Genomic DNA, 24720 nt, shown 5'->3' with positions numbered 1-24720 from the left:
ATGCCAGCATCTGCTGGCATTTTTTATGGCTTATAAAATGTGTGTTTTACTAATTTTTTATCTAATATAAGCACATGATCGAGTAAGTGCTTTTTGACACCACGCTAAATAACCCCTCGCTTTTGGGTAATACATATAAAAGCACAGTAAACCTGCAATAAAAAATATTAACGAAGGCCCTGGTACTACGGCAAATAGTAGTCCTAATAAAATAAACAGTGTCACGCTGATCTGTATAAGTGGTTTTTTCATATAAACCTCATAGTAGGCGTTTAACTTGATTATAATTACAGCTGCTCAAATTTCGATAAAAAGAGTGTTAAAAACTGTAAAATCTTCAATTTCTATTAGCCATCACCATGATATAATTACACAAATGCATTAAATAGCGCCGCCATGATAGCAACGATCACACAACAAGATGCCGCGACCGAGCTGGTTGCAAATTACTTAAATACCATAAAAAATCAAGGGTTTACTGGAGATACAGACGCCAGTTATGCAACCAGACTGACTGCATCAACCGATAACAGTATTTACCAGCAGCTTCCGCAAGGTGTTATTTTTCCAAAAAGCGAAAAAGACATACAAATTGCCTTACAAACGGCATCTCATGACCCGTTTTTGTCGTTAACTTTTGGTCCTCGCGGTGGCGGCACAGGCACAAACGGACAGTCTTTAACCCCAGGTATTGTGGTTGATTTATCACGTTACATGCGTGAAATCCTCGAAATAAATGTAGAAGAGGGTTGGGTACGAGTTCAAACGGGCGTGATAAAAGATCAACTTAACGACTTTTTAAAACCGTATGGATTTTTCTTTTCACCCGATTTATCTACTAGTAACCGCGCCACTATTGGCGGAATGATCAGTACAGATGCATCTGGCCAAGGGTCATTAGTTTATGGCAAAACCAGCGACCATGTTTTAGGGTTAACCACGTATTTAGTCGACGGCACAGCAATGTCTACCAGCCCAATAGATATAGAAAAAGCAAAAATAATTGCCGATCAAGACACATTAATTGGGCAAATATACAAAACAGTTTTAGATATTTCAATTAATGAACGCGACGCTATATTAGCCAAATTCCCACGATTAAATCGCTTCTTAACTGGGTATGATTTAGAACATGTGCTAAGTGAAGACTTACAAACTTTTGACATGAGTCGACTAATTACAGGCTCTGAAGGCTCATTAGGTATAGTCACTGAAGCAAAATTAAACCTAACACCCATTGCTGAATTTAAAACACTCATCAATATAAAATATGACAGTTTTGATTCTGCACTTCGCCATTCACCATTTCTGGTTGATGCCCGAGCTACCTCAGTTGAAACCGTTGACAGCAAAGTTTTGAATCTTGCGCGCGAAGACATTATTTGGCATTCAGTATCGAACTTAATAACCGATGTACCAAATAAAGATATGCAAGGACTCAACATGGTTGAGTTTAATGCAGTATCACCACAAGACATAAAAGACAAAGTAGACACTTTATGTAAATTATTAGATGAGTGCGTTGAAAACCAAACTAATGGGGTTATTGGCTATCAGTTAACCAGCGATAAAAGCGATATACTAAAAATTTATGCAATGCGTAAAAAATCAGTGGGTTTACTCGGTAATGTAAAAGGAAGCCAAAAACCCCTCGCGTTTGCCGAGGATACTGCCGTACCGCCTGAAAATTTAGCCGATTACATTGTTGAATTTAGAGCGCTACTTGATAGCCATAATTTACAATATGGTATGTTTGGCCATGTTGATGCCGGTGTATTACATGTTAGACCCGCGCTTGATATGTGCGATCCAGAACAAGAAAAATTACTACGCACAATCTCAGATGAGGTAGTAAAACTCACCGCTAAATACGGTGGATTAATGTGGGGCGAGCATGGTAAAGGCTACCGAAGTGAATACGGCCCTGAATTTTTTGGTGAGCATTTATTTACTCAATTACGCAAAATAAAATCTGTGTTTGACCCAAACAACAAAATAAACCCCGGTAAAATATGTACACCTATTGAAAGTAAAGACTCACTTGTGAGTGTAGATGGGCAGAAACGTTCTTACTTCGATAAGCAAATTTCAATCGATGTTAAAACCAGTTTTAATAATGCAATGACCTGTAATGGTAACGGCTTGTGTTTTAATTATGATGAAAACTCGCCAATGTGCCCATCTTATAAAGTGACCGGCGATCGCCGTAATTCACCTAAAGGTCGCGCGGGTTTAATGCGTGAATGGTTACGACTTCAAGAGTCAAAAGATGTTAATTTGCTTGAAGTAGAAAAAGAACTTAACAAAGGCGAAGTTATCACCTGGTGGGAGCGTTTTGTTCATAGCCGTAACAAAAACAAAGGCGTTTACGATTTTTCTCACGAAGTAAAAGCATCAATGGACGAATGTTTAGCATGTAAAGCGTGTACTACCGCTTGCCCAATAAAGGTAGATGTACCAACATTTCGATCTCGTTTTTTAAATTATTACCATAGTTATTATGCGCGCCCACTCAAAGATTATTTAGTGGGTAATATCGAAAATAGCGCACCGTTAATGGCAAAGTTTGCTCGGATTATTAACCCAATTGTAAAAACATCATTGGTTAGTAGCATCATTAAAAAAACGGTCGGTTATGTTGATACCCCGCAGCTAAGTATTCCGGCACTCGGTAAACGTGTAAACAAAGCGCAAAAATTCGATTTAGATATACTTAAAAAGTTAAGCGCCAATGAGCAAAATGAGTATGTACTCATTGTTCAAGACCCATTCACCAGCTTTTACGAAGCTGAATTGGTTGAGAGCTTTATTACACTGATCACACAGCTTGGAAAAAAACCCATGTTGTTACCATTTAAACCCAATGGTAAGCCCCAACATGTAAAAGGTTTTTTACATGAGTTTAAAGTGACAGCTAAAAATGCTGCAGAATTTCTAAATCAACTTAACGAAATCAATGCGCCATTAGTAGGTTTAGATGCTTCTTTAGTGATGTGTTATCGCGATGAATATAATACAATTTTAGAAAATAACCGTGGTGATTTTCATGTGCTACTTGCCCATGAATGGCTAGAAACACAATCGTTTAAACAGTTAACGGCTAAACAAAATTTAAATACTGAATTTACATTATTGAGCCACTGCACTGAAACAACCGCTTTACCAAGAGCGGCAAGTGTTTGGAAAACTATTTTTGATGAACTTGGTTTAACATTAAACACTACAAATACGGGTTGTTGTGGAATGGCAGGTACGTATGGCCACGAAGCACAAAACCAAGATAACTCTCGATCGCTTTACGAAATGAGTTGGAAACCTATTGTTGATAAAAATAAACCTGAGCAACTTTTATCAACGGGATTCTCATGTCGTAGCCAAGTTAAACGTTTTGAAAAGTTTAAACCCAAGCATCCAATAGAGTTACTGGCAAATGTACTTAGTTAATAATTTAACTAAGTAAACTGAAAAATAAAAAGGCGCAACTTATTATTAAGTTACGCCTTTTTGTTTTTGTTTATATTTATTTAGTTTTTTTAGAAAAACTGTCTGCAATGGGTTTTGTACTAATACCGTGAATAAATACACTAAATAAAATTGTTGTCATGGCAATGGTCGCAATTTGAAATTTATTTTCTATTTGTGTGTCTATTACCATTAAGGTAAAAACAATTGAGGCCAATCCTCTTGGTCCAAACCAAGCAAATGTAAAACGCTCTTTAATTGTTAGTGCTGTAAATTGCAATGACAGCATAACCGGTATTATTCTAATTAAAGTCGTACTTAATAATGCATACGTTATTATTGCTAAATTTAATTTAGGTAAAACTAAATAAGCACATACAAATCCAAACAAACACCAGATCATTAAAGAAGTAAAGTCAGCTATATGCTCTGAGTCTTCAATCAGCTCTTTGTTTATTTTAGTACTCGCGTATTTATCAAATAATAAACCCGCAACAAACACCGCAATAAATCCACTGCCATGAAAATATTGCGTAATCGAAAACACCGCCATAGCAAAACCTAATAATAAAAAAGGACTCGTGTTTTGCGCAAAGTAATGACGCTTCATTGCAAAGTTTAAACACGGAATAAAAACAGCAATACTTGTAAAGGCTATTAATAAGGCTAAACCAAGTTCTCTGCCAAACACACTTAACGCTTGCGTTGCTGTAATTGCAGATTCAGGATTTTTTGCCAGTAATATAAAGATTAAAAAAATAGGAACACATAAACCATCATTCAAACCACTTTCGGTATTTATTCCTTCACGAATTTTTTCAGGTACTTTTGTATTGCTTAATAATCCCTTACTTAAAGCCGCATCGGTTGGGGTTAATATAATTGCGATAATTGCTGCTTGAATTAATGAAAGCTCAGCAAATAAAAATAACGCGGTAGCAACCCCGAGTAATAGAGTTAATGGTAAGGCAACAAATAAAAGTAAACTTGGATATTGAAAACTATGCCTTAATACTCCTAATTTTGACTTTGCTGCATCGGTAAATAAAAAGATACTGAGCGTTAATTCTATAAAGGGTAGTAAATACCGTAAGCCATTTTTAAAATTTTCACTTTCGTTCGGAGCTATCAATGCTAGCAGTATCCCCCCTATAACAAAAAACATCGGCCCGGTAATTTCTGTTTTTTCTAATTGGCGTAGTGTTATAGAATAAATTAAAAATAATGCACCAATAAAAGCAATAACTAAGTATTCCATTAAATTTTCCTTTTTATTCCAGATTTTGCCCGTTCTTTAATATTTGTTTGAATATAAATTTGATCGGTTGTAGCAATTTTTGCGTGGCCTAAATCTTCAGATAAATGTTTCAAAGGGCGAGTTTGTGCGTCATGCGTTGCCCCCGTATGGCGTAACCAATGCGCAGTGGCCGCTTCTAATTGTTCCGCGTCATCTTTAAATCCATCATCAAGTAAAGATTGTTGCGCAATATCGAAACTTTGTTGTACTAATCTGCGAATTTGTCTTACGGTCATACCACCTTGGCCACGAATTTTATGAACTAACGGGTCGGATTCGTCAACCCGGGGCAGGGCAGGTAAACCACGGTATAACCGATAACGTTTTAAATACTCAAGAAAATCATCACTTAAAGTTACATCTCGTAATTTATTACCCTTACCCATTATTCGTAAAAACCAAAAGCCATCATTATCTTGCCAAAAATGAGACATAACAGGTGACCATTGTGGTCGCTCTGATAATTCTGAAATACGAAGGTAGAGTCCTTTTAAACAGGCGAGGGTAAATAAGTTTCTTTCATACTCTGGTTTTTTTTCGCATATATCTCGGGTAACGCCAAATACATATTCCCATTGAATATCACTTAATGTATCGGGGATTTGTATTTGCGATTGCACAACCAAGTAGGGACTATTTTTTTTAACAACAGGTACAAAGTTAGCAAAGGTTTTTTCTTCTAAAATAGCGAATTTATAAAATACATTGAGGGCAGTAAACATGGCCGATAATGTTTGCTGACTCGCAATAGATTCTTTTAACATGAAAGGGCGCCAATTTTGATTTAACCGACGAATTCCTTGCTCATCTTTATAACGCCATTGAACAGATGTAGATGCCCATTTTTTATCCGGTTCAACCATAAAATCAATATAGGCTTCAATATCTTCACGCTTAAGTTCAAATACAGATTTTTCAGCTATAAGCCATGACCATAAATAAAACCGTTCCAACTCATTACGAAAACGGCTATAGGTTGCCTCAGATTTTCGGCCATAAACATATAAAAACTGGTATAAAAAATTAAGATCAGCCTTTGATTCAGTTACAGTCAAGCTGACTTGCTGTATAAAAGAGGCTAGTTCTGGATATTCTGATGAGAGTGTATTATCTTCAAGATGAGCTATTTGATAACGTAGTTGTTTAAATGTATCGACCAGAGCAACAAGCATAATAGTAAAATATATAAGAAAATAATAGACTTATAGGTTAACCTTAAAGTCCGATACTGTCTAGTATTGGACATAGTAAAAGTGTATTTATTTAAACATTGTTGTGTTTTGGTATGAATCTTATCAAGGAAAGTTTTATGAAAAAATTTATAGTGTTAGGCCTACTTACAATAAGTGTATTACTAACAGGTTGTGCTACTACAGGCAGTGCTTCCCCTGGAGAAAAACGTGCTTTAGTACAAAGTATGAAATCGAATACACTAACTGCTCTATACGAAAAAAAACCAGATGTTAAAACCCAAATCGCCAACTCTGCCGGATATGCTGTTTTTGATAATGCCAATGTAAATGTTATTTTAGCCAGTTTTGGTGGTGGGTACGGTGTAGTAAAAAATAACCTAACCGGAAAATCTACCTATATGAATATGGGTGAAGCTGGTTTAGGCTTAGGTTTAGGTGTTAAAGATTTCAATATTGTGATGGTTTTTCACGATCAAGCAGCGTTAAATAGATTTATTAAACATGGTTGGGCGTTTGGTGGTAATGCCGATGCTGCTGCAAAATACCAAGATAAAGGTGGCGCTTTAGTTGCCGAAGCTATTGCTGACCAAGTAACTGTTTACTCTTTAACCGAAAGCGGCCTTGCACTGCAAGCCGTTTTAAAAGGTACTAAATTTTGGGTAGATTCTGAACTAAATTAACACTTAATGACTCTCCTAAAAGCGGGCTAGTTTGTATAATTACGCTCGCTTTCTTATTTATCATTTAATTTAACATAACCTAAATTATAGGTTGTTAAATAACTAGATATATAAAGCATACCATTTTTTAATTTCCTTTTATGGACTATCATCAACCCTTACTCAATTACGATCCATTTCAATATTATACTTCTTTGTTAAAATTGAGGTTTCTATCCACGCACATGTTAATTGAATTAAGATTTTTAAATCTTTAAGGTCGTGGTTTCCCATTTTCTAATATAATGAGTTTCATCATTACCAAGCCATACAGCTCTATTTGCACAATTTTTTAGATTTTCATCTGTTACATAGTTATTTATAACACGACTTAATTGATTTGATTTGATATCTTCCTCCTTTTCAGGTTTTATACTAATGCAATAGTCTTTAATTAAATATTCAAGTGCTTTTCTATAACCAATACCAGCTAATTCATCTAATTGTCTTGATTCAGCTTCACTTGCTTGAGTAAATATTTTTTCAAATGATTCTGAGATATTTATTATTTCCTGAGGAATATTAGGAACATTGAAAGTCTCTGGTATTGATTTTTCAAATTTGAAATTATGATTGTATATACTACGAGTTTTACTATAACGACTAATATATAATCGTGCGCAGTTAAGGTTCATACATTCCATAGCAAGCTCTAACTTCGTTTTGCTATTTTCAACATCGCCAGTTAGTTTTGCAAAAATATTAACCGGTAATTGTGCTTGATTACAAATAGGACATATATCTGGAGCCTTATCTATGTCAACCGTGATACCGTTATCTAGCTTTAACCTTTTATGCATTATATTTCTCCTTTTTCAAATTACTATCAAATGCTTCAGCCAATTTTTCAGTTTCACTAAAAACGGTATTCCAATATTTAATACGTGTGTCTGCATCAAGATCAGTAAAGTCGTTTCTGTCTGGGATTTTTCCGTAAGGTAAGCCGGCTATAAATTCTTTTGATGGGGAGATCATCACCACGTTATCGTAATTTTGTGGCGCCACTTTACGTTTTAAATTTTTATCAAACCACCCTGCTTTTGGATCTGAATTAAAATGCGGATACAAAATTAAGCCTGGGTTATTAATTTTTAAATCAAAGTGGTAATCAATAATGCCGCCATCGCGGTAAATTCCTGGTGGCGAACCGGCAATATTTTTTATGCCTTGCATTACTAGTGGTATAGAGCCCGATGCTAATAAGGCATCTTTTAAATTTGTTTGGCTAAGTGGTATGTTTTGCGTTTTAAAATTATAACTGTCGGTTATTGATAAATTGCTGTTTGGCGCACCAAAAATAAATCGCTCGTACTGCGAGCCTAATAATTTTCGGTTAACCCGATTAAGCATGTAACTTTTTGATAAACCTAAAAGTTGAATTAATTTATTTTCACTAGCAATAAAGCCATTCGATTTTGCCACTATAAAATGCGCTTTAAAAATAGGATTATTTAAAATTTCGGTTACGCCGTGCTCCCCAAATACATCATCTAATAATGAGCGAGCTTTTAGTGTAATTTCAGCGGGTGTTGGTTTATTACTAGAATACCGCGTTTGCGAATACGATTTTGCTAAACGCTCAATGGCAGCAACAGGCTCGTTTTGTGCAAAACACGCAGAACGAAAAGCCCCTGCCGATGATCCAATTAAATTAAGCGGTTGAGTACGGTGTTTAAAAAATTCGCCAAATATATATTTATCTAAACCAAATAAGGTAAACCATTTAGGGCCACCACTTGCCCCTAAAAACGAGGTAAAAAGCTCAGGTTTAAACCCTTGTTCGTTTATTATTTTTGCTGCAGTTTTACCTGCATAAATGTCGATCATCTAAAAATATTACCTGTAGAGTCGCAGCTTAATGTTGTTAACGCTAAACTTAAAAGTGAATACTTATGCAATATAAAACTTTTAAACTTTAATTTTAATCCCAAATTCCGTCTTCACATTCGCCCTGCACTTTTACGTTTTTTACCTTAAACTCTGGCTCTATGCCTTTGTCTCTTTGTGTGTGGTAGTCGTTAGTAACAGACAAAATAGTTGGCGTGAGCAATATAATAGCGATTACGTTAACCACTGTCATTAACCCTAATGCAATATCGGCTAAGTCCCAGACTTCTTTTAATGATGCCGATGCGCCCCAAAGCATCATTGATAAATAAAGTAATGTATAAATTGTGCGCCCTACTTTGTTGTCGAGCTTAAATAAATGCAGGTTACTTTCGGCGTAAGCGTAGTTGGCCACCACCGAGGTAAAAGCAAATAAGGTAATGGCTGCCGCAACAAAATATACGCCGCCTTGTGCTAAGTGTGCGGTCATGGCGCTTTGCGTTAAACGTATGCCTTCCATTTCGCCGCTAATATCTATATCTGCTAATAAAATAACAACGGCTGTACAGCTACAAAGTACAATGGTGTCAAAAAATACACCAAGCATTTGTATATAGCCTTGTGTTACTGGGTGATTAGGAATCGGGCTTGCGCTTGCTGCAGCATGGGGCACACTCCCCGCGCCGGCTTCGTTAGAGTATAAACCACGTTGAATACCATTTTTAATGGCTGCGCCCATTGCACCTGCGCCGGCTTCTTGCAGGCCAAACGCTGATAAAAACACATCTTTGAGCATGGCAGGTACTTGCGGTAAATTTATAAGCGTTATAATTACGGCGGCGGCAACAAATAATATGCCCATTAATGGCACTACACGTTCAGCAAAGCGAGCTATTGCTTTAAAGCCGCCAAGTATAATTGAGCCTGCTAATACAGTAATAACTAAACCAGAGTAAAAGGTAGGTACTTCAAATGCATAGTTAAGTGCGTCTGTAATGGTGTTGGTTTGCATGGCGCTAAAGGTAAAGCCGTAACCTAAAAATAAACACGCGGCAAACACAATGGCAAAGGCACGGCTGCCTAAACCTTGCTGAATATAATATGCGGGGCCGCCTCTAAACTCGCCACTACTATCGCGTACTTTATACACCTGTCCTAATACACTTTCGGCAAAGCCGGTTGCCATGCCAAGTATGGCAATAACCCACATCCAAAATATGGCGCCGCTTCCGCCTAGTGATATGGCAACGGCTACCCCAGCTAAATTACCTGTACCTACTCGTGCACATAGCCCGGTACATAATGCCTGAAATGATGAAATGTCGTTTTTTTTACACTTGCTACTGCCTTTTAAAAGGCTAAACATGTGTTTAAATTTTATTAGTTGAATTGCTTTTAACCGTACCGAAAACCATATACCTGCAAACAGTAGTATGTAAATCAGTATTTGACCGTCTCCCCATAGTAGGCCATTTACACTTTTTACAACGGTATCGAACATGGGCTAATCCTTTTATATTTATTATGTTTTTACTCAAACTTTTTAGAGTGTGAGGCATTTTATTATGCATGTTAGCCATAGATTAAGGCAGCTTAGCTGCCTTAAATATGTAGACTTAGTGGTAGGTTATTTACTTTTCAGGTGTATGCCAGCAATCATGCATCTAACCGAACCTCCCGCCGACTCTATGGTTGGTATAGGTAACGAAACAAGTTTAGCTGTTTGTTGTATTGCTGCTTTTTGTTCGGTTGTAAGTGCATTAAACGCCGTTTGTGAGAGTGCTAAAATACGGCCATTTGTACCTTGTAGCTCTATTGCGTTGCCGCAAAAGCTATTTATTTGCTCATTTGTTAAGTTGATAACTTCTAAATGGCTTTGTAAAAAATGGCTAGTTAATTGTTTATGCTGACTTATTGGCACCATATCTAGGCTGATCATGGCAAACTCTGTTGCTACACACATTAATACATTAGTATGATAAATCGCAGTGCCTTGTTCGTCATAAGCATTAAATACAACAGGTTTGAGCTTAAGTTTTTCACACACTGTATCTACCACAGTTTTTGTAGTGCGCTTAGATTCTACTGCATAAGCAAGCTTATGTGGGTGATCAATAACAAGCGACCCGGTGCCTTCTAAAAATGCATTTTCTTTCACTAAAAATGAATAATCAGTCAGAGATGACACTTTATAGTGATTAGTCAAAAAATCAATAATATCTTTTCGATATTCTAATCTTCTGTTTTCTGCATACATTGGATAAACAACTAGCTCACCACTTTGATGTGTTGAAAACCAGTTATTAGGAAACACTGAGTCCGGCGTGTGTGTATGCTCATCTTCAAATAAATGAACAGTGACGCCTTCGTTTTGTAATAATTTAACCGCATTAGTAACTTCGTCAAAAGCGAGCTGCCCCTGATTTTTTGAGTTACAGGTGCTTTGAAACGTGTTGTCTAACATAGTTTGTGGGTTAGATGTAAAGTGATGCGGTCGCACCATAACCACAGCGCTTGGTGCTTGCTTTATATAACTCATGCCACTTGCTCTTGCTTGGTTATGCTAGGTGTATCAGCCGTATTTAGTACCGAAAATAGATTACGGGGATCGGCTTGTTGTGTAATTAAATCAAGTAGTTCAAACTCACCAGCAGCCACCAGCGCGTCTTTAATATACACCAGCGCGGTAAAGTCTTCGCTTGCAAAACCTACCCCATCAAAAATAGTAAGCTCGTTGTTACTTGTACGCCCAGGTGCTTGTTTATTAATTACTTTATGAAACTCTGTTACGGCAAAGGTATCGCTCATTTGCTGTATTTCGCCCTCTATTCTGGTTTGCGGTTCGTACTCTACAAACACATTTGCGCGCGCTAATAATTGTGAATCAAGCTCTGTTTTACCAGGGCAATCGCCACCAATGGCATTTAAATGCACGCCCTGGGGGATCATATCGCTGGTTAAAATAGTGGCATTTTTTTTATCGGCTGTGCAGGTGGTAATAATGTGCGCGCCTTGCACGGCTTCTTCTGCGCTATTGCATAGAGTTACATTTAAGCCATAGTCAATTAAATTGTTGTAGGCTTTTTGTGAGGCATTTTTATCAATATCGTATAAGCGAATGTGAGTAATACCTAATACGGCTTTAAAAGCGAGTGCCTGAAACTCAGACTGTGCACCATTACCAATTAATGTCAGCGTTGTTGAATTTTTAGGTGCCAAGTATTTAGCCACCAATGCTGATGTAGCTGCGGTACGTAGTGCAGTCAGTAAACACATTTCACTGATCATAACCGGATAGCCACTATCAACATCCGATAAAATACCAAAGGCCGCGACGGTTTGAAGCTCCTTAAAGGTGTTTTTTGGGTGGCCATTTACATATTTACAGCTAAACATTTTGCCATCGCTTACGGGCATAAGCTCTATTACGCCATCAGGAGAGTGCGCTGCATAACGTGGTGATTTATCAAATTCGTGCCAGCGAGCAAAGTCTTGCTTTAATTTTTGGGTGAGCTCTAATAGCACATTTTCTATGCCTACTTTATTTATAAGTTTAGCCATTGCCTGTACGCTAACAAATGGAACACCTTGTTTTGGCTGTACGATAAAGTGACTCATGTATACCTCTGTAATAAAAATATGAACTAATTGAAATAAGTTTATCGACTACAGATGCCAGTTAAAATGCCAATATTTTATACAAATGATATTATTTTTTATCATTTTGCTATGCTTTAATGTGCAAATTTAGTAATTTGTATCGAAAAATAGCGAGACTTTTTATGACCCCTTATATTTACGACTCATTAGATAACGCGTTAATAGCTGAATTAAGAAAAGATGGCCGTGCTTCTATTTCTGCTTTAGCTGATGTTTTAAAAGTGTCGCGCGGGACGGTACAAAACCGCTTAGACCGTTTGGTTTCATCGGGTGCTATATTAGGCTTTACGGTGCGTGTACACGAACACATAGAAACCGAAGCGGTAAGAGCAATAATGATGGTGGAAGTGGTTGGTAAATCTACATCGCAGGTAATTAAAGCCATGCGCGGTATACCCGAGCTAACAAAGTTACATACCACCAATGGCGCTTGGGATTTAGTGGCTGAAATACAGGCGGCAAATTTAGGTGAGTTTGATGGCATACTCAGGCAAGTACGCGAAATAGAAGGCATTTTAAATAGCGAAACCAGTATATTATTATCATCTACTTAGGGTTTATTAACGCTATGTTTTACTAAAAGTATTTTAGGCAATACTCGGTTTATGTATTAGATATTGGAGTACGCAATGAATAAGCTTTCTATTCGGTATTATTCGCAAGATATAAAGCGCCACCAGCATAATTACCATCAACTCGTGTTACCCCTATACGGTGAAATACACATAACATTAAATAATGACTTTAAAACAACGGTTAGTACGGGTAGTTGTATCATTATAGAGAAAAACGTGGTGCATGCCTTTACGGCCGATGAATCCGCGCGTTTTATTGTGGCAGATTTAGACGCGCTACCTCAAAACCTTATTCATCTTTTATGCCCTAAAATCTCAATAGATAGCCGTTTATTAAGTTACTTACAATTTATAGAGCAGCAATTGCTTTTTGTTAACGACGACAAGCTTACTAGTTCAACCTTTGATTTATTTTACTTATTACTTTGTGAGCAAAGTAGCCACAGTAATATTGATAAGCGAATAGATAATGTAATAACCATTGTTAAGCAAAATTTAGCGTACCCCTACACGTTAAAAGAGCTGGCTGATATAGCCTGTTTAAGCGTTACGCAATTTAAAACTGTATTTAAAAAAAGTACCACTATGAGTGCACTGCAATATTTAACTATGTTGCGAATGCAGCAGGCTCGCGCCCTTTTAACCCATTCAGACTTACCGATTGCTTTAGTAGGCGAGCGCATTGGTTATAACGATGCCTCTGCGTTTAGCCGCCGGTTTAATTTATACTTTGGGCAGCCACCTAAAGCATTTGCAAAGCAGTAATGTAGATAATCTAAACACGAGATAATAAATCAAGCTTAAGCATAACTTAGGTTAAATTGCGTCATAACAAACAATAGCACCGTCTTTTTAGCACATTTTTAAAAGCCTCAACTGATACACTTAGTAAATAGTATTTACGGAGGGTAATTAATGGCAACATACATAGGTTTTTTAGCAATATTTTCGTGGGGGCTTTTAGCTTTACTGGGTAATTTATCCAAAGCACTCCCGGCTTTTCAGTTACTTTTTATGTGCTTTGCACTCTCTTTTATTATTTTATTAGTAAAACGTTTTGCTTCAAAACAGCCATTATTAACCCCTCCTAAGCTTTCTAAAAAACAACTTATAATAGGTGTTACTGGCTTATTTGGTTTTCACTTTTGTTATTTTATGGCTTTAAAATACGGCCCTTTAATTGAGGTAAGTTTAATAGTGTATCTTTGGCCATTATTACTGGGTGTATTTGTGGCTACCCCAGGGTCTAAATTTAAAGCAATATTGGGCGGATTATTGGGGTTTTTAGGTACGCTTAGTTTAATTACCGATGGCAGTGGATTATCTATCAATAGTGAGTATTACTTAGGGTATTTTTTTGCAGGTTGCTGCGCGGTACTGTGGTCTAGTTATTCTTATTTAATGTCGCAATTTGATAGCCATGTAGATGACATAGGCTGGCTTTCACTTATTGTGGCAGTGCTTGCCCTTTTTGCACATTTTTATTTTGAAACAACCGTTATTAGATTGTCTGTCTCACAATGGCTAGGTGCTATTTTATTGGGATTAGGCCCAGTGGGTGGTGCATTTTATTTATGGGATCATGGTTTAAAGTTCGGTAACCGATCGCTATTAGCCTCATTGAGTTTTTTAACGCCGGTGCTCTCTACCTTTATTTTAATACTCGCCTCGCAGGCTCCCTTTAGTTGGTCAGTATTTATAGCTTTAGTACTTATTTTATTAGGGGCGACGATTAGCAATAAAAAGCCATCGATAAGTTTAAAAAAAGCATAGTTTTAATTTTCCGAGGTATTTTACCAACGCTTAAACTTAAGTGGTAATTTAAGTTTAAGCGTTAATATACAGCTACGCTATGTAGCTGTGTTTATAATCATCTTGAGCTGGGTGATGGTTTTTTAAGTAGTTATGGCCTGCTGCTAAACCAAGTTTATAGTCAAATCGTAAGTCATCATTTGAGCTGCCTAATAACTTACTATAAAGCTTTTGATTTGCAAAAATTTGGATTATTTCTACATCTTTTGGTGGGTTAGCAATAAATGCTAACTCATCTTCGTAGGCTTGCTCATGTTGTAATAAGTAATCTATTGTTTTTGGGCAATAGCCAGATACTTCAACAAATGATTTTAATTTACTTATCCATGCTGATTGAGCCTGAAAAGCTTCATCAACGGTGCGTATAACCACAATTTTGCGTGCGCCACGATTATAGGCTTCGCGTACAGGAAGCGGTGCGGCAAGGCCACCGTCTAAGTAAAAATCAGACTCTGACTGTATCTCGGTTTTACCTAATTCATTTGCGGCTAATGCATTTAACCACGGCGTCAATTTTACACCTTGCTTATATAAAAATGGCAGTGCACTTGACGCTTTTAATAGTTCTCGCCATTGTTGGCCTTCCCCTGTTGGGGATAAAAAATAAGGTTTGCGATCACGGGCATTAGTTGCGGTAATTAATAGCTCACGGTCACCTAAACTGGCTTTTGCGGTTTTAAAATCAAGCGCTCTGTTCACTTCGGTAGTTTTATCAAAGTACCAATCTAGGTCAACAATATGTTTGCCCATTAGGCCGCGACCTAATTGAAAAAAACGTTTATGACGCGAAAGGCCTCTGATCAGGCGTTTAGCATAGCCTTTTTGACGTGCCAAATAGCTCGTTAAGTTTTGAGAGCCTGCAGATGTGCCAATAAACAAGTCAAATGGATCATACTCTTGCTCCAACCAAGCATCGAGTACACCCGCGGTAAATATCCCTCGTTGTCCGCCACCTTCTGCTATCAGCGCTACTTTTGGCTGCACTGAATCGTTGCATGAATGGGGTGTCGTACTGTTTTGAGATTTCACGCTTTACCTTCCTATTTATTTAGCTGAATTGTGTTGCATACCCTTATAATAATCGCTCAATATTCATAATTAAAATTGATTGTTTAAATCAGTTCTATTGAAAAAACAGAACAAGCTTTTTCATTGCCACTTTTTAAAATAATGTAAAATGGCCCCGACGTAATCAACTTTAATCTGTTTAATAGCATAACAAGCGTTGAGTGTACGCTTGCTTAACCAATTGCTTATCCGTGTTTTATTTGCATTAAAATTTCAAGCGCCTTATGGCGTTTTTCATTATCAAATAAGTCATTGGTGAATATAAGCTCATCGACCCCTAATTGATTTACGATCATTTCTAACTTGTGTTTAATACTGGCTGGCCCACCGGTAACACTTAACCCTAAAAAGCTCTCAACATGAGCGCGCTCTTGTTCGCTCCACAAACCTTCCATTGTTTCTACTGGAGGTTTTAACCACAACTCGTCGCCTCTAATTAACGATAACACTCGCTGCTTAGATGTAGTTGATAAGTACTGTGCTTCTTCATCTGTATCGGCAGCCACTAAAGGTAATGCCAACATGACATAAGGCTTAGCTAATACACTTGATGGTTTAAATTCTCGTTTATACAAGGCTACTGCATCATGCACAAAACGCGGTGCAAAGTGCCCCGCAAATACATAGGGTAATCCTTTTTGTGCAGCTAACTGCGCACTAAATAAACTTGAACCTAAAAGCCAAATGGGAACATTGGTGTTTTCACCAGGTATTGCTCGCACGCGCTTAGTTCCCTCATAAGGGCCCAATAATGTTTGTAACTCGCTCACTTCATTAGGAAAGTTTTCAGCACGGCTGATATCGTTATTTAATGCACGACTTGTCACAGGATCGCTACCTGGGGCGCGCCCTAACCCTAAATCAATTCGACCTGGGTATAAACTTTCTAAGGTGCCAAATTGCTCAGCAACAACTAAAGGAGCATGATTAGGTAACATAATTCCACCCGACCCTACGCGTATTTTTTTTGTGTGACCGGCTATGTGCCCCACCAAAATTGAAGTAGCCGCACAAACAATCCCAGGCATATTATGATGCTCGGCTAACCAAAAACGATTAAAACCGAGTTCCTCAGCTTTTTGCGCATAGGCTGTACTTTTATTTAAGGTGTCACTCACAGTGGCACCTTTAGGCATAGGCGCCAGTTCTAATAACGAAAAAGGAATGGTTGATAACAAAGTAGCACCTCCAAATTAAATAGCGATTTATGGCGCGTTAACCATAAATAATGAGTCTACGGTAAGAGATGGGGGGACATTACAGTCAATTCAAGGCGCCTTGCCTTTTAAAAGCTAAATAGCAATGTGACTGAACAACAATTAAGTTAGCTATTTTTAGCAGCAGCGTGTTGACGCTTTAGTTTATACGCCTCTGAATCAAGCCCTTTTTTCCAATAGCCCGATGCAACAATTTGACTGCGCGGTATATCTAATTCATCAGTTAATATGGTTTTTGCTTTACGGACTAATCCGGCTTCAAGTGCCATAAATACAATAGGTTGTTGCTCACTAAGTGGTAGCGATTTTAATGCGTTTATCATATCTGTATCGGGGTTATTTGTTATTAACCAAGTTATATCACGCGAGGAGTCTAAGCTAATCACATCATCTTTTGTTGGTGCATGAATAATCGCGTCAATTTTTGCGTTTATAGTCAATTGTTGCACGTAGCCTTTAATTGCATTAACCGAAGTTAAATCGCCAAGTAATAGGTAATATGAATGATCATAGTTATCCAACTTTTTAGGGCCTGGCCCTGCTATACCCACTTCATCGCCTACTTTTGCTTCTTTAGCCCAATTAGTGGCTGGGCCTTGGTGCATATTTATCACAAAGTCGAGGGTAAGTGCACCAGTGTGCTCATCAACATGCCTTATAGTGTATGAACGCATACACGTAGTTTTAATATTAAAGTCAACGCGGCCATTTTGTGGAATAAGCACCTTAACGTAGTTACCAATGTATTGCTCACTCAGGTCGTTAAACTCATATGAGCCGACAATAATGCGTTGTAAATGTGGGGTTATTTGCTTTGTGCTTAATACGGTTGCTTTGCGTACTTTTTTACCCATGTAAATTTACCTCACTAAAATGATGAATTGCACAACGCCCCATTGGTTGATAAAATCAACTATAGTGACTTAATTGACTTTGTCAACTATTATGGATTTATTATGAACTCTTCATTGGCCAATACATTATTTGCTTTAATGCAAAGTTATCGCGTTACCATACGCGAAGCCATTAATGCTGGTGAGCTTGGATTAAACGCGATGCATGTGCGTTGTCTGCATATTATTGCAGCGACACCTCAGTGCACTGCTAACGATATTGTGAATCAAACCCAACGCGACAAAGCCCAAATAGCACGATTAGTGAAAGAACTGCTCGCGCTAAACTTAATTCATAAAAATGCCAGTGAGCATGACAAGCGTTGTTTTATTCTGTCGTTTACCGCACAAGGGTGCACGCTTTACAACAAATTATTAAACGCTGAGCAGTATGTAAATGCGCAAATGTGTAAAAACTTAAACCCACAGCAAATCAATGACTTCTTAGATACAGCTCAGCAAATGATCAAAAATATGGATTGATCGCAGATCCATTACTTGGCATAACTTATATAAAACGAATATACTGTACACTTATACAGTATATTCGTTTTAGGTTGTGTTATGTTTGTTATTCCCATTTATATAGAGGCCGGTGTATGCGGATTTGAGTCACCTGCAGCACAATATACAGAGCTTGGCGTTTCACTTGATGAGTTATTAATAAAGCACCCTGATGCCACGTTTATTGGGATAGCGTCTGGGTGCTCTATGCAAGAAATTGGTATTTTTGAGGGCGACTTACTGTTGGTTGACCGGGCTGAAATACCAAAAGATGGCGATGTTATTGTGGCTAACTTAAATGGTTTATTTGTGTGTAAGCTGCTTGATAAGACCAATGCACGCTTGCTATCAGCCTCTTCTGCTTATAAGCCGGTGCAATTAACTGAGTCAGATGAGTTTCAGCTTGAAGGTGTGGTAACTCGCTCTATTAGGCTGCATCACCAAAGCCCTGAGTTACTTTCATGTATGCCTTAGTTGATGCCGTTGCTTTTTACGCCAGTGCTGAAAAGGTATTTGATCCCGCCATTCGCTCAAAGCCGGTAGTGGTGCTTACCAATAACGACGGCTGTGTGTGTGCGGTCTGCCCAATTGCGCGTAAGCTTAATATTCCTAAATTTGGCCCTTACTTTAAAGTTAAGCAGTTACTAGAACAAAACAATGTGGTTGTACGCTCTAGTAACTATGAACTGTACGCTAATTTAAGCGACCGGATGATGAGTGTAATTGGCCGCTTTTGTGACACCCAGCATGTTTACAGTATCGATGAATCGTTTTTACACTTTAATGGTTATCAACCTTTAATTAACGATTGGCAAGCATACGGGCAACTAATTAGGCGTACTGTATGGCGCGAAACCAAACTCCCTGTTGGGGTTGGCTTTGGCCCAACACCGACCTTAGCCAAAGCCGCTAACCATGCAGCTAAAAAACTAACTGGCTTTAATGGTGTTGCAGTGATTGACGATGAAGTAAGTCGCCGCACTATTTTACAACGAATGCAATGCCAAGATGTTTGGGGGGTGGGCAAACGTTTAGCTAAAAAGCTGGCTCTCATGGACATTCATACCGCGTGGCAACTGGCTGAGCAAAGCCCAAAAACTATTCGTCGCCAATTTAGTGTGGTGCTTGAGCGCACAATTAACGAGCTCAACGGCATTACCTGTTTAAACTGGGATGATGTACGCCAAGATAAACAAGCTATTTTTTCAACACGTAGTTTTGGTCAGCGACTTTGCGACCCCGATGCAGTTAAAACCGCCCTAATAAATCATGCTAGTGTAGTTGCACAAAAATTAAGAGCTCAACAGTCGCTAACTCATCGTATTTATATTTTTGCTGCCAGCTCATCACATGAACACGCCTTTTATAAAAAGTCAGTTATGTATCAATTTGATCCGCCCACTAACGATACCCGCGTTATGGCCAATGCGGTATCAAAGAGTTTTGAGCAAATATATCAACCGGGAATTCGATTTTATAAATGTGGTGTGGGCGCATTAGAGCTCAGCCCACAGCAGTTTCAACAACATCATTTATTTGATAAGCAAACCGATAACCCGCAGTTAATGAACTGTTTAGATGCTATTAATCATAGATACGGTAAAGGAATGCTTAGCGTGGCGAGCAGCCAATTAAATGATCATTGGCATATGAACAGGGCTTTTTTATCGCCGCAATACACGACTCGTTGGCGTGATATTCCAAAAATACAGTGTTAGTCGGCAACTTTAATAAATTCACATTCTACACTTGGATTGTCCAATGTGTATTTAAGCGTATTGCTGGTTAAAAAAGTAATGCTTTGTTTGATCGTTCCTTCATGGATAGGATTATCACAGCGGCTCATACGTAAGCTATTTTCTAGGCCATCTGTTTTATATTTTAGCGAGCTGGTAATAAAACAATAATTTGGTTTTTCAATGGTACGAGTACCATTGTGTAAGGAGTTAAACAAAATCTCTTTGCCTAAGCTAAAACCTTGCCCAGGATCTTCAGGGTTATTAAATTGTAATCGGCTATTAGTACATAACCCAGAATTACTGGAGGTCACTTCGTAATTACCCAGCTTAGTTTGTAACAGCGGAATAAAGCGAGTTTTATTACTTGGGCCTGCCACTGCATAACAGCTAAAAAGGCTTATGATAAGTAAAACCAGGGTGAAAAATTTCATTATAGGCTCTATCCTCGTGTATCAAATATGATCAAGCACTGTGACTATGCTTAGCTATTTCTAACTATAACAGAGATTTACTATAAAAGATGTGAAGTCGTTATACCATAAACACGTCTTTAAACTGTATTTAAAAATACGTAGCTCACAGCAAATACGATTACATTTTAAAACAGTTTAGTTAGTGAAATAAGAGGATGTGAATAATAGCGCAAGCTGGATCAAAATCTAAGCAACGTAAAATGCATTACCCCTAACCCAAAGTAATGCATTCATAGTCAAAAGTGGGCGATTACTGCCAATACTTAGCAAATAATTGCGGGTAATTTTGTTTTAAAAACTTAGGCTTGTCTTTAAAGCGCTTACCTTTAGGTTGCTCAAGCCCTGATGGGATAAACGGTAACTCATCGTCATTACGTTCTTCATATAACAAACCTGCAATTAGGTCATACTCATCTAAGTACGGGTAAGGTTGCTCGTTTAAAAAATAAAGTGGTGTGCACTGAGCTAGACTATCTGGGTTTTCTAGTGCGGCTTTAAATACCGCTTCCCCCCGAGAAATGAGCCAACAACGAAATTCAGAAAAACCATATTCATCATTACAACCAGCCATTACAAACGCCGCACCAAATAAATCCCAAGTATAACTTTGGCGCATACAAATACTAAACTGTTTATCAAATTCAATTAGCTGCTCGTCGGATAAATCACTCAATGCAGCCTTAAGGGATTGGCATACAGACTCAGGCTCTGCGGTTCTGTCATTTACCGTTACCAATCGCCAAAAATCAGTTAAGGTTAAATCGCTCATGCAATGATCTCTTTTACCCGACCTACTTGACCATCTTCTAACTGTACTTTAATACCGTGCGGATGATTAGGTGACTTAGTTAATAAACGCGACACTATACCATTGGTTAAAGTACCACTGCGTTGATCTTGTTTAAGCACAATATTAACCTCAGTGCCGGGTGTTATTTGTGAACGTGTTGGAACAGCCATATATAATCTCTTTTGCTATTTTTGGGGATTATAGCCTGCTTAATAAAATCACTCCATATTAAAGCTTTTAAAGGCTCTATAAATGCCTAATTCAAGCTAATGTGAAAAATAAACAAAACCCATCGTACACATTATGGCTGCTTAGAAAATGAAATGGCATTGGCTTTAATGTGTATGTTCAAGCTGGCTAACGCATTACAAATAAGCTGCTCAATGTAATCAAACTGATTTTTTTGTTTAGCCTGCTCTAGTGCAATATCATCAATAAAATAACAACTTACTTTAAACTTAGAAGGTAAATTGTTTAAGTCTGCTGAATGGGTAAGAAAGCTAAAGTCCTCCACAGTATCTTTTATTTGCTCACAAGCGAGCGTTAATTGCTGACGAATACGTTTATCTAGCTGCTTTTGGGTTTTGGTCATCGTTTATTGCTGCTCGCGAGCTTGTTGTTCTTTAAATTCTTTGTAACTGTCTTGCTGCTGTTTAACACACTCATGGTATTCCTTATCTGCCATGTAGCTGCATTCCCTCAACCGCGCTGATTGAATTTCATGGTAGCGGCTATCGCTGCTACATCCCGCTAACACTAATAATGCGGATAACGAAAATATATATTTTAACTTATTATTTAACATTCAAAATTCCTACTATTTTAACGGGAAAACTACTGATTTTCGTTATTTTTGCTGTATATTGCACTGGTTTTGTATTTATAACCGTTAAGGGCACGTTATGATGTTGTCGCAGTTACAAGAGCTGTTCCAGCGTATCGATAAAAGTAAACTATTTCAATCATTTGTTATTGCAGTTATTGTTGTTTCTGCATTGACCGTGGGCGCACATACTTATTCATTGCACCCAACCGCTGAACTCGTTCTACATTGGATGGATATAGGCATAACGGTGTTTTTCTTAATTGAACTGATTATTCGCTATATTGCCAGCAAAGGTATCAAGAACTTTTTTTCCAAAGGTTGGAACATTTTTGACTTCATTATCGTGATCGGAAGTTTATACCCCGCGGCAGGCTCTACTATTTTTATTGCTCGACTGCTGCGTATTTTCCGCGTGTTACGATTAGTCTCAATGATCCCAGAACTGCGCTTATTAGTAAATTCGCTAATAAAAGCAATACCTCAAATGGGCTACATAGCACTACTCATGTTCGTTATATTTTATATTTATGCCGCCACTGGCAGTATGTTGTTTGCTGATATAAATCCGGTACTTTGGGGCGATGTGTCTATTTCTATGCTCACCCTGTTTAGAATAGCCACCTTTGAAGATTGGACTGACGTCATGTACGAAACCATGGCCGTGTACAAATTAAGTTGGATTTTTTACCTAACCTTTATCTTTTTAACTGCATTTGTGTTTTTAAATATGATGGTTGGCGCTATTTTAGAAGTGATGAGTGAAGAGCATCGCAATGCACGAGAAGAGCAAGCCGATATAGACTCACTCCCTGCAACCCAAGGCCAAGTAAACGAATTAAAAGCACAACTAGCAGAATTAAAAGAGCTACTTAAAAATAGGTAGCAGGGATAAAAAGGGCATGCATTTGCTTGCCCTTACACTTTAAATTTACCCACCAACCCCGTTAAAATTGACGAAAGGCGATTCATTTCGTTGCCGTTTTCACTGGTGCTCACGGCAATATCACTCACCTCATCAGCCGCATTTTTAATTTCAGTAACATTGCGGTTTATATCTTCAGCTACATGTTGTTGCTCTTCAGCAGCGGTGGCTATTTGCGTATTTAAATCGCTAATATGAACGATAGATGCCGTGATCTCACTAAATTGTTGCTGCGCCGAATGCGCAAGCTCGACAGTTTTATTAGTGGTTTCTATACTGCGTTCCATGTCTTTAAATACCATAGATGACATAGTGCGCAATTTATCAAGCTGTGTTTGGGAAATAACTAAAGCAGCTATAATTAATAACCGCAAGGCAATTGCAGATGCAAAGGAGAGCTTTAATTTTTTGATATATTCATGAAGTTAACCTCTAAAAACACTCTTAAGAATATAGTGTGGCTAAAGGGGTTGAGCAAGAAATAATATGAGAATGTTTCGAAGAGGCAATAAAAAGGTTAGCAATTAGCTAACCCTTTAACTTGATGGGCTAGAAAATTACTCACCGTCTACAATAATTCGTAACATCCGGCGAAGTGGCTCCGCTGCACCCCATAAAAGCTGATCGCCCACGGTAAAGGCGCTAATGTATTTTGGCCCCATAGCGAGTTTACGAATACGGCCAACAGGAATACTCAGCGTGCCGGTTACTTTAACTGGAGTTAAGTCGGTACTGGTAATATCGCGCTGATTAGGAATAACTTTAACCCACTCATTGTGCGAGGCTAAAATTTCTTCTATTTTTTCTACGCTAATGTCTTCACGTAATTTAATGGTCATCGCTTGGCTATGACAACGCATTGCACCAATGCGTACACATAAACCATCAATAGGCACAGGTTGTTTAGATGAGCCTAAGATTTTGTTGGCTTCAACTTGCGCTTTCCACTCTTCTTTTGATTGACCGTTTGGCATAGGCACATCAATCCATGGGATTAAGCTACCCGCCAGTGGCACACCAAACTGGTCTTGTGGCAAATCGCTTGATGCCATTTTTTCGCTGACTATTTTATCAATTTCTAAAATAGCTGAACTTGGGTTATCTAGTTGCTGTGAAACACTTGCATGAATAGCCCCCATTTGAGCTATGAGTTCTTTCATATTGCGTGCACCGGCGCCCGATGCTGCTTGGTAGGTCATTGGGCTTACCCATTCGATTAGGTCTTGCTCAAATAAACCACCCAGCGCTAGTAGCATAAGTGAAACTGTGCAGTTACCACCTACAAAGGTTTTAACGCCTTGCTCTAGCCCTTGTTCAATGACATCTTTGTTAACGGGGTCAAGTACGATAATACTGTCGTCACTCATACGCAGTGCAGAGGCTGCATCTATCCAATAGCCATCCCAACCTGATTCACGTAATTTTGGATACACCGCATTGGTATAATCGCCACCCTGACAGGTAACAATAATGTCCATTTTTGCAAGCTCAGAAATATCGCTGGCATCTAAAAGCGGTTTAGCTGCACCCGCTAACTCAGGGCCAAGCTGACCTGCTTGTGAGGTGGTGAAAAAGGTGGTGTCGATATGTGCAAAATCATGTTGTTGTTCCATTCGCTCGAGTAACACCGAGCCTACCATGCCGCGCCATCCGACTAATCCTACTTTTTTCATTGTTTGTTCCACTGTTTGATTCATAAAAGGAGCCTATACATTAAAAATTAAAAATTCATTGCGTGAGATT

General features: G+C 38.2%; 26 protein-coding genes and 1 pseudogene. 9 read left to right on the top strand and 18 right to left on the bottom strand.

The annotated features are described in order from the left end of the window. Positions 1-23: 23 nt before the first annotated feature. A pseudogene (locus tag LOC50_RS15015) lies at positions 24-252 on the bottom strand (hypothetical protein). 144 nt (positions 253-396) lie between these two features. Between LOC50_RS15015 and ydiJ the strand changes: the two are divergent. Next, a complete protein-coding gene (ydiJ, locus tag LOC50_RS15010) occupies positions 397-3444 on the top strand; it encodes a D-2-hydroxyglutarate dehydrogenase YdiJ (RefSeq protein WP_250654098.1) in 3048 nt (1015 codons plus the stop codon). A gap of 76 nt (positions 3445-3520) precedes the next feature. Here the strand turns inward: ydiJ and LOC50_RS15005 are convergent, their stop codons facing one another. Beyond that, a complete protein-coding gene (locus tag LOC50_RS15005) occupies positions 3521-4720 on the bottom strand; it encodes a cation:proton antiporter (protein WP_250654097.1) in 1200 nt (399 codons plus the stop codon). Then, positions 4720-5931, bottom strand: a complete 1212-nt coding sequence (locus LOC50_RS15000) for a tyrosine-type recombinase/integrase (protein WP_036984048.1) — start codon at positions 5929-5931, stop codon at positions 4720-4722. Before LOC50_RS15000 ends, LOC50_RS15005 begins: the two co-directional genes overlap by 1 nt. Before the next feature lie 137 nt (positions 5932-6068). On the opposite strand from LOC50_RS15000, the gene LOC50_RS14995 reads away from it, so the two are divergent. Next, positions 6069-6632 carry a lipid-binding SYLF domain-containing protein gene (locus LOC50_RS14995; protein ID WP_036984047.1) on the top strand — a complete coding sequence of 188 codons (564 nt, stop codon included), beginning with the start codon at positions 6069-6071 and terminating at the stop codon, positions 6630-6632. A 245-nt stretch (positions 6633-6877) separates the two neighbouring features. Here LOC50_RS14995 and LOC50_RS14990 read toward each other — a convergent pair whose 3' ends face one another. The 5 genes from LOC50_RS14990 to ocd all read right to left on the bottom strand — a co-directional run bounded on the left by LOC50_RS14990 (position 6878) and on the right by ocd (position 12116). Beyond that, entirely contained in the window at positions 6878-7471 is a 594-nt protein-coding gene (locus LOC50_RS14990) for a hypothetical protein (protein ID WP_250654096.1), read from the bottom strand. Further along, entirely contained in the window at positions 7464-8498 is a 1035-nt protein-coding gene (locus LOC50_RS14985) for a patatin-like phospholipase family protein (protein WP_138561534.1), read from the bottom strand. Before LOC50_RS14985 ends, LOC50_RS14990 begins: the two co-directional genes overlap by 8 nt. A gap of 94 nt (positions 8499-8592) precedes the next feature. After that, the gene (locus LOC50_RS14980) at positions 8593-9999 is read right to left on the bottom strand and encodes an alanine/glycine:cation symporter family protein (protein WP_248474652.1); all 1407 of its coding nucleotides are present in this window, start codon (positions 9997-9999) and stop codon (positions 8593-8595) included. A gap of 126 nt (positions 10000-10125) precedes the next feature. Continuing rightward, the gene (gene ctlX, locus LOC50_RS14975; protein ID WP_069439758.1) at positions 10126-11037 is read right to left on the bottom strand and encodes a citrulline utilization hydrolase CtlX; all 912 of its coding nucleotides are present in this window, start codon (positions 11035-11037) and stop codon (positions 10126-10128) included. Next, the gene (ocd, locus tag LOC50_RS14970; protein ID WP_248474654.1) at positions 11034-12116 is read right to left on the bottom strand and encodes an ornithine cyclodeaminase; all 1083 of its coding nucleotides are present in this window, start codon (positions 12114-12116) and stop codon (positions 11034-11036) included. Before ocd ends, ctlX begins: the two co-directional genes overlap by 4 nt. A gap of 164 nt (positions 12117-12280) precedes the next feature. Between ocd and LOC50_RS14965 the strand changes: the two genes are divergently transcribed. From LOC50_RS14965 to LOC50_RS14955, 3 genes are all read left to right on the top strand, one after another. Next, the gene (locus LOC50_RS14965) at positions 12281-12712 is read left to right on the top strand and encodes an Lrp/AsnC family transcriptional regulator (RefSeq protein WP_069439756.1); all 432 of its coding nucleotides are present in this window, start codon (positions 12281-12283) and stop codon (positions 12710-12712) included. A 75-nt stretch (positions 12713-12787) separates the two neighbouring features. Further along, positions 12788-13498 (top strand): AraC family transcriptional regulator, encoded by a 711-nt coding sequence (locus tag LOC50_RS14960; protein ID WP_069439755.1) that lies wholly within the window; start codon positions 12788-12790, stop codon positions 13496-13498. 150 nt (positions 13499-13648) lie between these two features. Next, on the top strand, positions 13649-14506 hold the full coding sequence (locus tag LOC50_RS14955) for a DMT family transporter (RefSeq protein WP_250654095.1): 858 nt from the start codon (positions 13649-13651) through the stop codon (positions 14504-14506). Between the two features lie 72 nt (positions 14507-14578). On the opposite strand, the gene LOC50_RS14950 is transcribed toward LOC50_RS14955, so the two are convergent. The 3 genes from LOC50_RS14950 to LOC50_RS14940 all read right to left on the bottom strand — a co-directional run bounded on the left by LOC50_RS14950 (position 14579) and on the right by LOC50_RS14940 (position 17684). After that, positions 14579-15574 (bottom strand): patatin-like phospholipase family protein, encoded by a 996-nt coding sequence (locus LOC50_RS14950; RefSeq protein ID WP_069439753.1) that lies wholly within the window; start codon positions 15572-15574, stop codon positions 14579-14581. 224 nt (positions 15575-15798) lie between these two features. Continuing rightward, on the bottom strand, positions 15799-16791 hold the full coding sequence (locus tag LOC50_RS14945) for an LLM class flavin-dependent oxidoreductase (RefSeq protein WP_036984037.1): 993 nt from the start codon (positions 16789-16791) through the stop codon (positions 15799-15801). 146 nt (positions 16792-16937) lie between these two features. Next, positions 16938-17684 carry a siderophore-interacting protein gene (locus LOC50_RS14940; RefSeq protein WP_250654094.1) on the bottom strand — a complete coding sequence of 249 codons (747 nt, stop codon included), beginning with the start codon at positions 17682-17684 and terminating at the stop codon, positions 16938-16940. A gap of 102 nt (positions 17685-17786) precedes the next feature. Between LOC50_RS14940 and LOC50_RS14935 the strand changes: the two genes are divergently transcribed. From LOC50_RS14935 to LOC50_RS14925, 3 genes are all read left to right on the top strand, one after another. Next, the gene (locus LOC50_RS14935; protein WP_036984035.1) at positions 17787-18206 is read left to right on the top strand and encodes a MarR family winged helix-turn-helix transcriptional regulator; all 420 of its coding nucleotides are present in this window, start codon (positions 17787-17789) and stop codon (positions 18204-18206) included. 81 nt (positions 18207-18287) lie between these two features. After that, positions 18288-18701, top strand: coding sequence for a LexA family protein (locus tag LOC50_RS14930; protein ID WP_250654093.1), 414 nt, complete (start codon positions 18288-18290; stop codon positions 18699-18701). Next, complete coding sequence (locus LOC50_RS14925; RefSeq protein ID WP_248532296.1) at positions 18689-19945, top strand: Y-family DNA polymerase; 1257 nt, start codon at positions 18689-18691, stop codon at positions 19943-19945. The genes LOC50_RS14930 and LOC50_RS14925 overlap by 13 nt, the downstream gene beginning before the upstream one ends. Here LOC50_RS14925 and LOC50_RS14920 read toward each other — a convergent pair. The 5 genes from LOC50_RS14920 to LOC50_RS14900 form a co-directional block, all read right to left on the bottom strand. Continuing rightward, complete coding sequence (locus LOC50_RS14920) at positions 19942-20397, bottom strand: hypothetical protein (RefSeq protein ID WP_036984033.1); 456 nt, start codon at positions 20395-20397, stop codon at positions 19942-19944. The genes LOC50_RS14925 and LOC50_RS14920 overlap by 4 nt on opposite strands. 292 nt (positions 20398-20689) lie before the next feature. Beyond that, positions 20690-21208 carry a DUF4240 domain-containing protein gene (locus LOC50_RS14915; RefSeq protein WP_024601008.1) on the bottom strand — a complete coding sequence of 173 codons (519 nt, stop codon included), beginning with the start codon at positions 21206-21208 and terminating at the stop codon, positions 20690-20692. Then, the gene (locus tag LOC50_RS14910; protein WP_008468098.1) at positions 21205-21399 is read right to left on the bottom strand and encodes a YwbE family protein; all 195 of its coding nucleotides are present in this window, start codon (positions 21397-21399) and stop codon (positions 21205-21207) included. Before LOC50_RS14910 ends, LOC50_RS14915 begins: the two co-directional genes overlap by 4 nt. Positions 21400-21530: 131 nt before the next feature. After that, positions 21531-21821, bottom strand: a complete 291-nt coding sequence (locus tag LOC50_RS14905; RefSeq protein WP_024601009.1) for a hypothetical protein — start codon at positions 21819-21821, stop codon at positions 21531-21533. 3 nt (positions 21822-21824) lie between these two features. Then, entirely contained in the window at positions 21825-22034 is a 210-nt protein-coding gene (locus LOC50_RS14900; RefSeq protein ID WP_250654092.1) for a hypothetical protein, read from the bottom strand. Positions 22035-22134: 100 nt separating this feature from the next. Here LOC50_RS14900 and LOC50_RS14895 point away from each other — a divergent pair, with 100 nt between their 5' ends. Then, positions 22135-22938, top strand: coding sequence for an ion transporter (locus LOC50_RS14895; protein ID WP_171034682.1), 804 nt, complete (start codon positions 22135-22137; stop codon positions 22936-22938). 32 nt (positions 22939-22970) lie between these two features. On the opposite strand, the gene LOC50_RS17395 is transcribed toward LOC50_RS14895, so the two are convergent. Both LOC50_RS17395 and asd read right to left on the bottom strand, forming a co-directional pair. After that, positions 22971-23351, bottom strand: coding sequence for a methyl-accepting chemotaxis protein (locus tag LOC50_RS17395; protein ID WP_282447390.1), 381 nt, complete (start codon positions 23349-23351; stop codon positions 22971-22973). Between the two features lie 183 nt (positions 23352-23534). Then, entirely contained in the window at positions 23535-24674 is a 1140-nt protein-coding gene (gene asd / locus LOC50_RS14885) for an aspartate-semialdehyde dehydrogenase (protein ID WP_069439748.1), read from the bottom strand. Between the last annotated feature and the right edge of the window lie 46 nt (positions 24675-24720).

It is taken from the genome of Pseudoalteromonas sp. SCSIO 43095, assembly GCF_023650455.1.
Lineage (GTDB): Bacteria > Pseudomonadota > Gammaproteobacteria > Enterobacterales > Alteromonadaceae > Pseudoalteromonas > Pseudoalteromonas tetraodonis.
Note: the sequence above shows the minus strand (reverse complement) of the source record. Positions and strands in the feature narration are given on the sequence as shown.

Coding starts and splice junctions, on each gene's coding strand:
- LOC50_RS14895 (WP_171034682.1), top strand. CDS start 22,135: ATGTTGTCGCAGTTACAAGAGCTGTTCCAGCGTATCGATAAAAGTAAA.
- asd (WP_069439748.1), bottom strand. CDS start 24,674: ATGAATCAAACAGTGGAACAAACAATGAAAAAAGTAGGATTAGTCGGA.
- LOC50_RS14985 (WP_138561534.1), bottom strand. CDS start 8,498: ATGATCGACATTTATGCAGGTAAAACTGCAGCAAAAATAATAAACGAA.
- LOC50_RS14920 (WP_036984033.1), bottom strand. CDS start 20,397: ATGAAATTTTTCACCCTGGTTTTACTTATCATAAGCCTTTTTAGCTGT.
- LOC50_RS14990 (WP_250654096.1), bottom strand. CDS start 7,471: ATGCATAAAAGGTTAAAGCTAGATAACGGTATCACGGTTGACATAGAT.
- LOC50_RS14965 (WP_069439756.1), top strand. CDS start 12,281: ATGACCCCTTATATTTACGACTCATTAGATAACGCGTTAATAGCTGAA.
- LOC50_RS14995 (WP_036984047.1), top strand. CDS start 6,069: ATGAAAAAATTTATAGTGTTAGGCCTACTTACAATAAGTGTATTACTA.
- ctlX (WP_069439758.1), bottom strand. CDS start 11,037: ATGAGTTATATAAAGCAAGCACCAAGCGCTGTGGTTATGGTGCGACCG.
- ydiJ (WP_250654098.1), top strand. CDS start 397: ATGATAGCAACGATCACACAACAAGATGCCGCGACCGAGCTGGTTGCA.
- LOC50_RS14905 (WP_024601009.1), bottom strand. CDS start 21,821: ATGACCAAAACCCAAAAGCAGCTAGATAAACGTATTCGTCAGCAATTA.
- LOC50_RS14900 (WP_250654092.1), bottom strand. CDS start 22,034: ATGTTAAATAATAAGTTAAAATATATATTTTCGTTATCCGCATTATTA.
- LOC50_RS14980 (WP_248474652.1), bottom strand. CDS start 9,999: ATGTTCGATACCGTTGTAAAAAGTGTAAATGGCCTACTATGGGGAGAC.
- LOC50_RS14935 (WP_036984035.1), top strand. CDS start 17,787: ATGAACTCTTCATTGGCCAATACATTATTTGCTTTAATGCAAAGTTAT.
- ocd (WP_248474654.1), bottom strand. CDS start 12,116: ATGAGTCACTTTATCGTACAGCCAAAACAAGGTGTTCCATTTGTTAGC.
- LOC50_RS14930 (WP_250654093.1), top strand. CDS start 18,288: ATGTTTGTTATTCCCATTTATATAGAGGCCGGTGTATGCGGATTTGAG.
- LOC50_RS14915 (WP_024601008.1), bottom strand. CDS start 21,208: ATGAGCGATTTAACCTTAACTGATTTTTGGCGATTGGTAACGGTAAAT.
- LOC50_RS14940 (WP_250654094.1), bottom strand. CDS start 17,684: ATGGGTAAAAAAGTACGCAAAGCAACCGTATTAAGCACAAAGCAAATA.
- LOC50_RS14910 (WP_008468098.1), bottom strand. CDS start 21,399: ATGGCTGTTCCAACACGTTCACAAATAACACCCGGCACTGAGGTTAAT.
- LOC50_RS14925 (WP_248532296.1), top strand. CDS start 18,689: ATGTATGCCTTAGTTGATGCCGTTGCTTTTTACGCCAGTGCTGAAAAG.
- LOC50_RS14955 (WP_250654095.1), top strand. CDS start 13,649: ATGGCAACATACATAGGTTTTTTAGCAATATTTTCGTGGGGGCTTTTA.
- LOC50_RS15000 (WP_036984048.1), bottom strand. CDS start 5,931: ATGCTTGTTGCTCTGGTCGATACATTTAAACAACTACGTTATCAAATA.
- LOC50_RS14960 (WP_069439755.1), top strand. CDS start 12,788: ATGAATAAGCTTTCTATTCGGTATTATTCGCAAGATATAAAGCGCCAC.
- LOC50_RS15005 (WP_250654097.1), bottom strand. CDS start 4,720: ATGGAATACTTAGTTATTGCTTTTATTGGTGCATTATTTTTAATTTAT.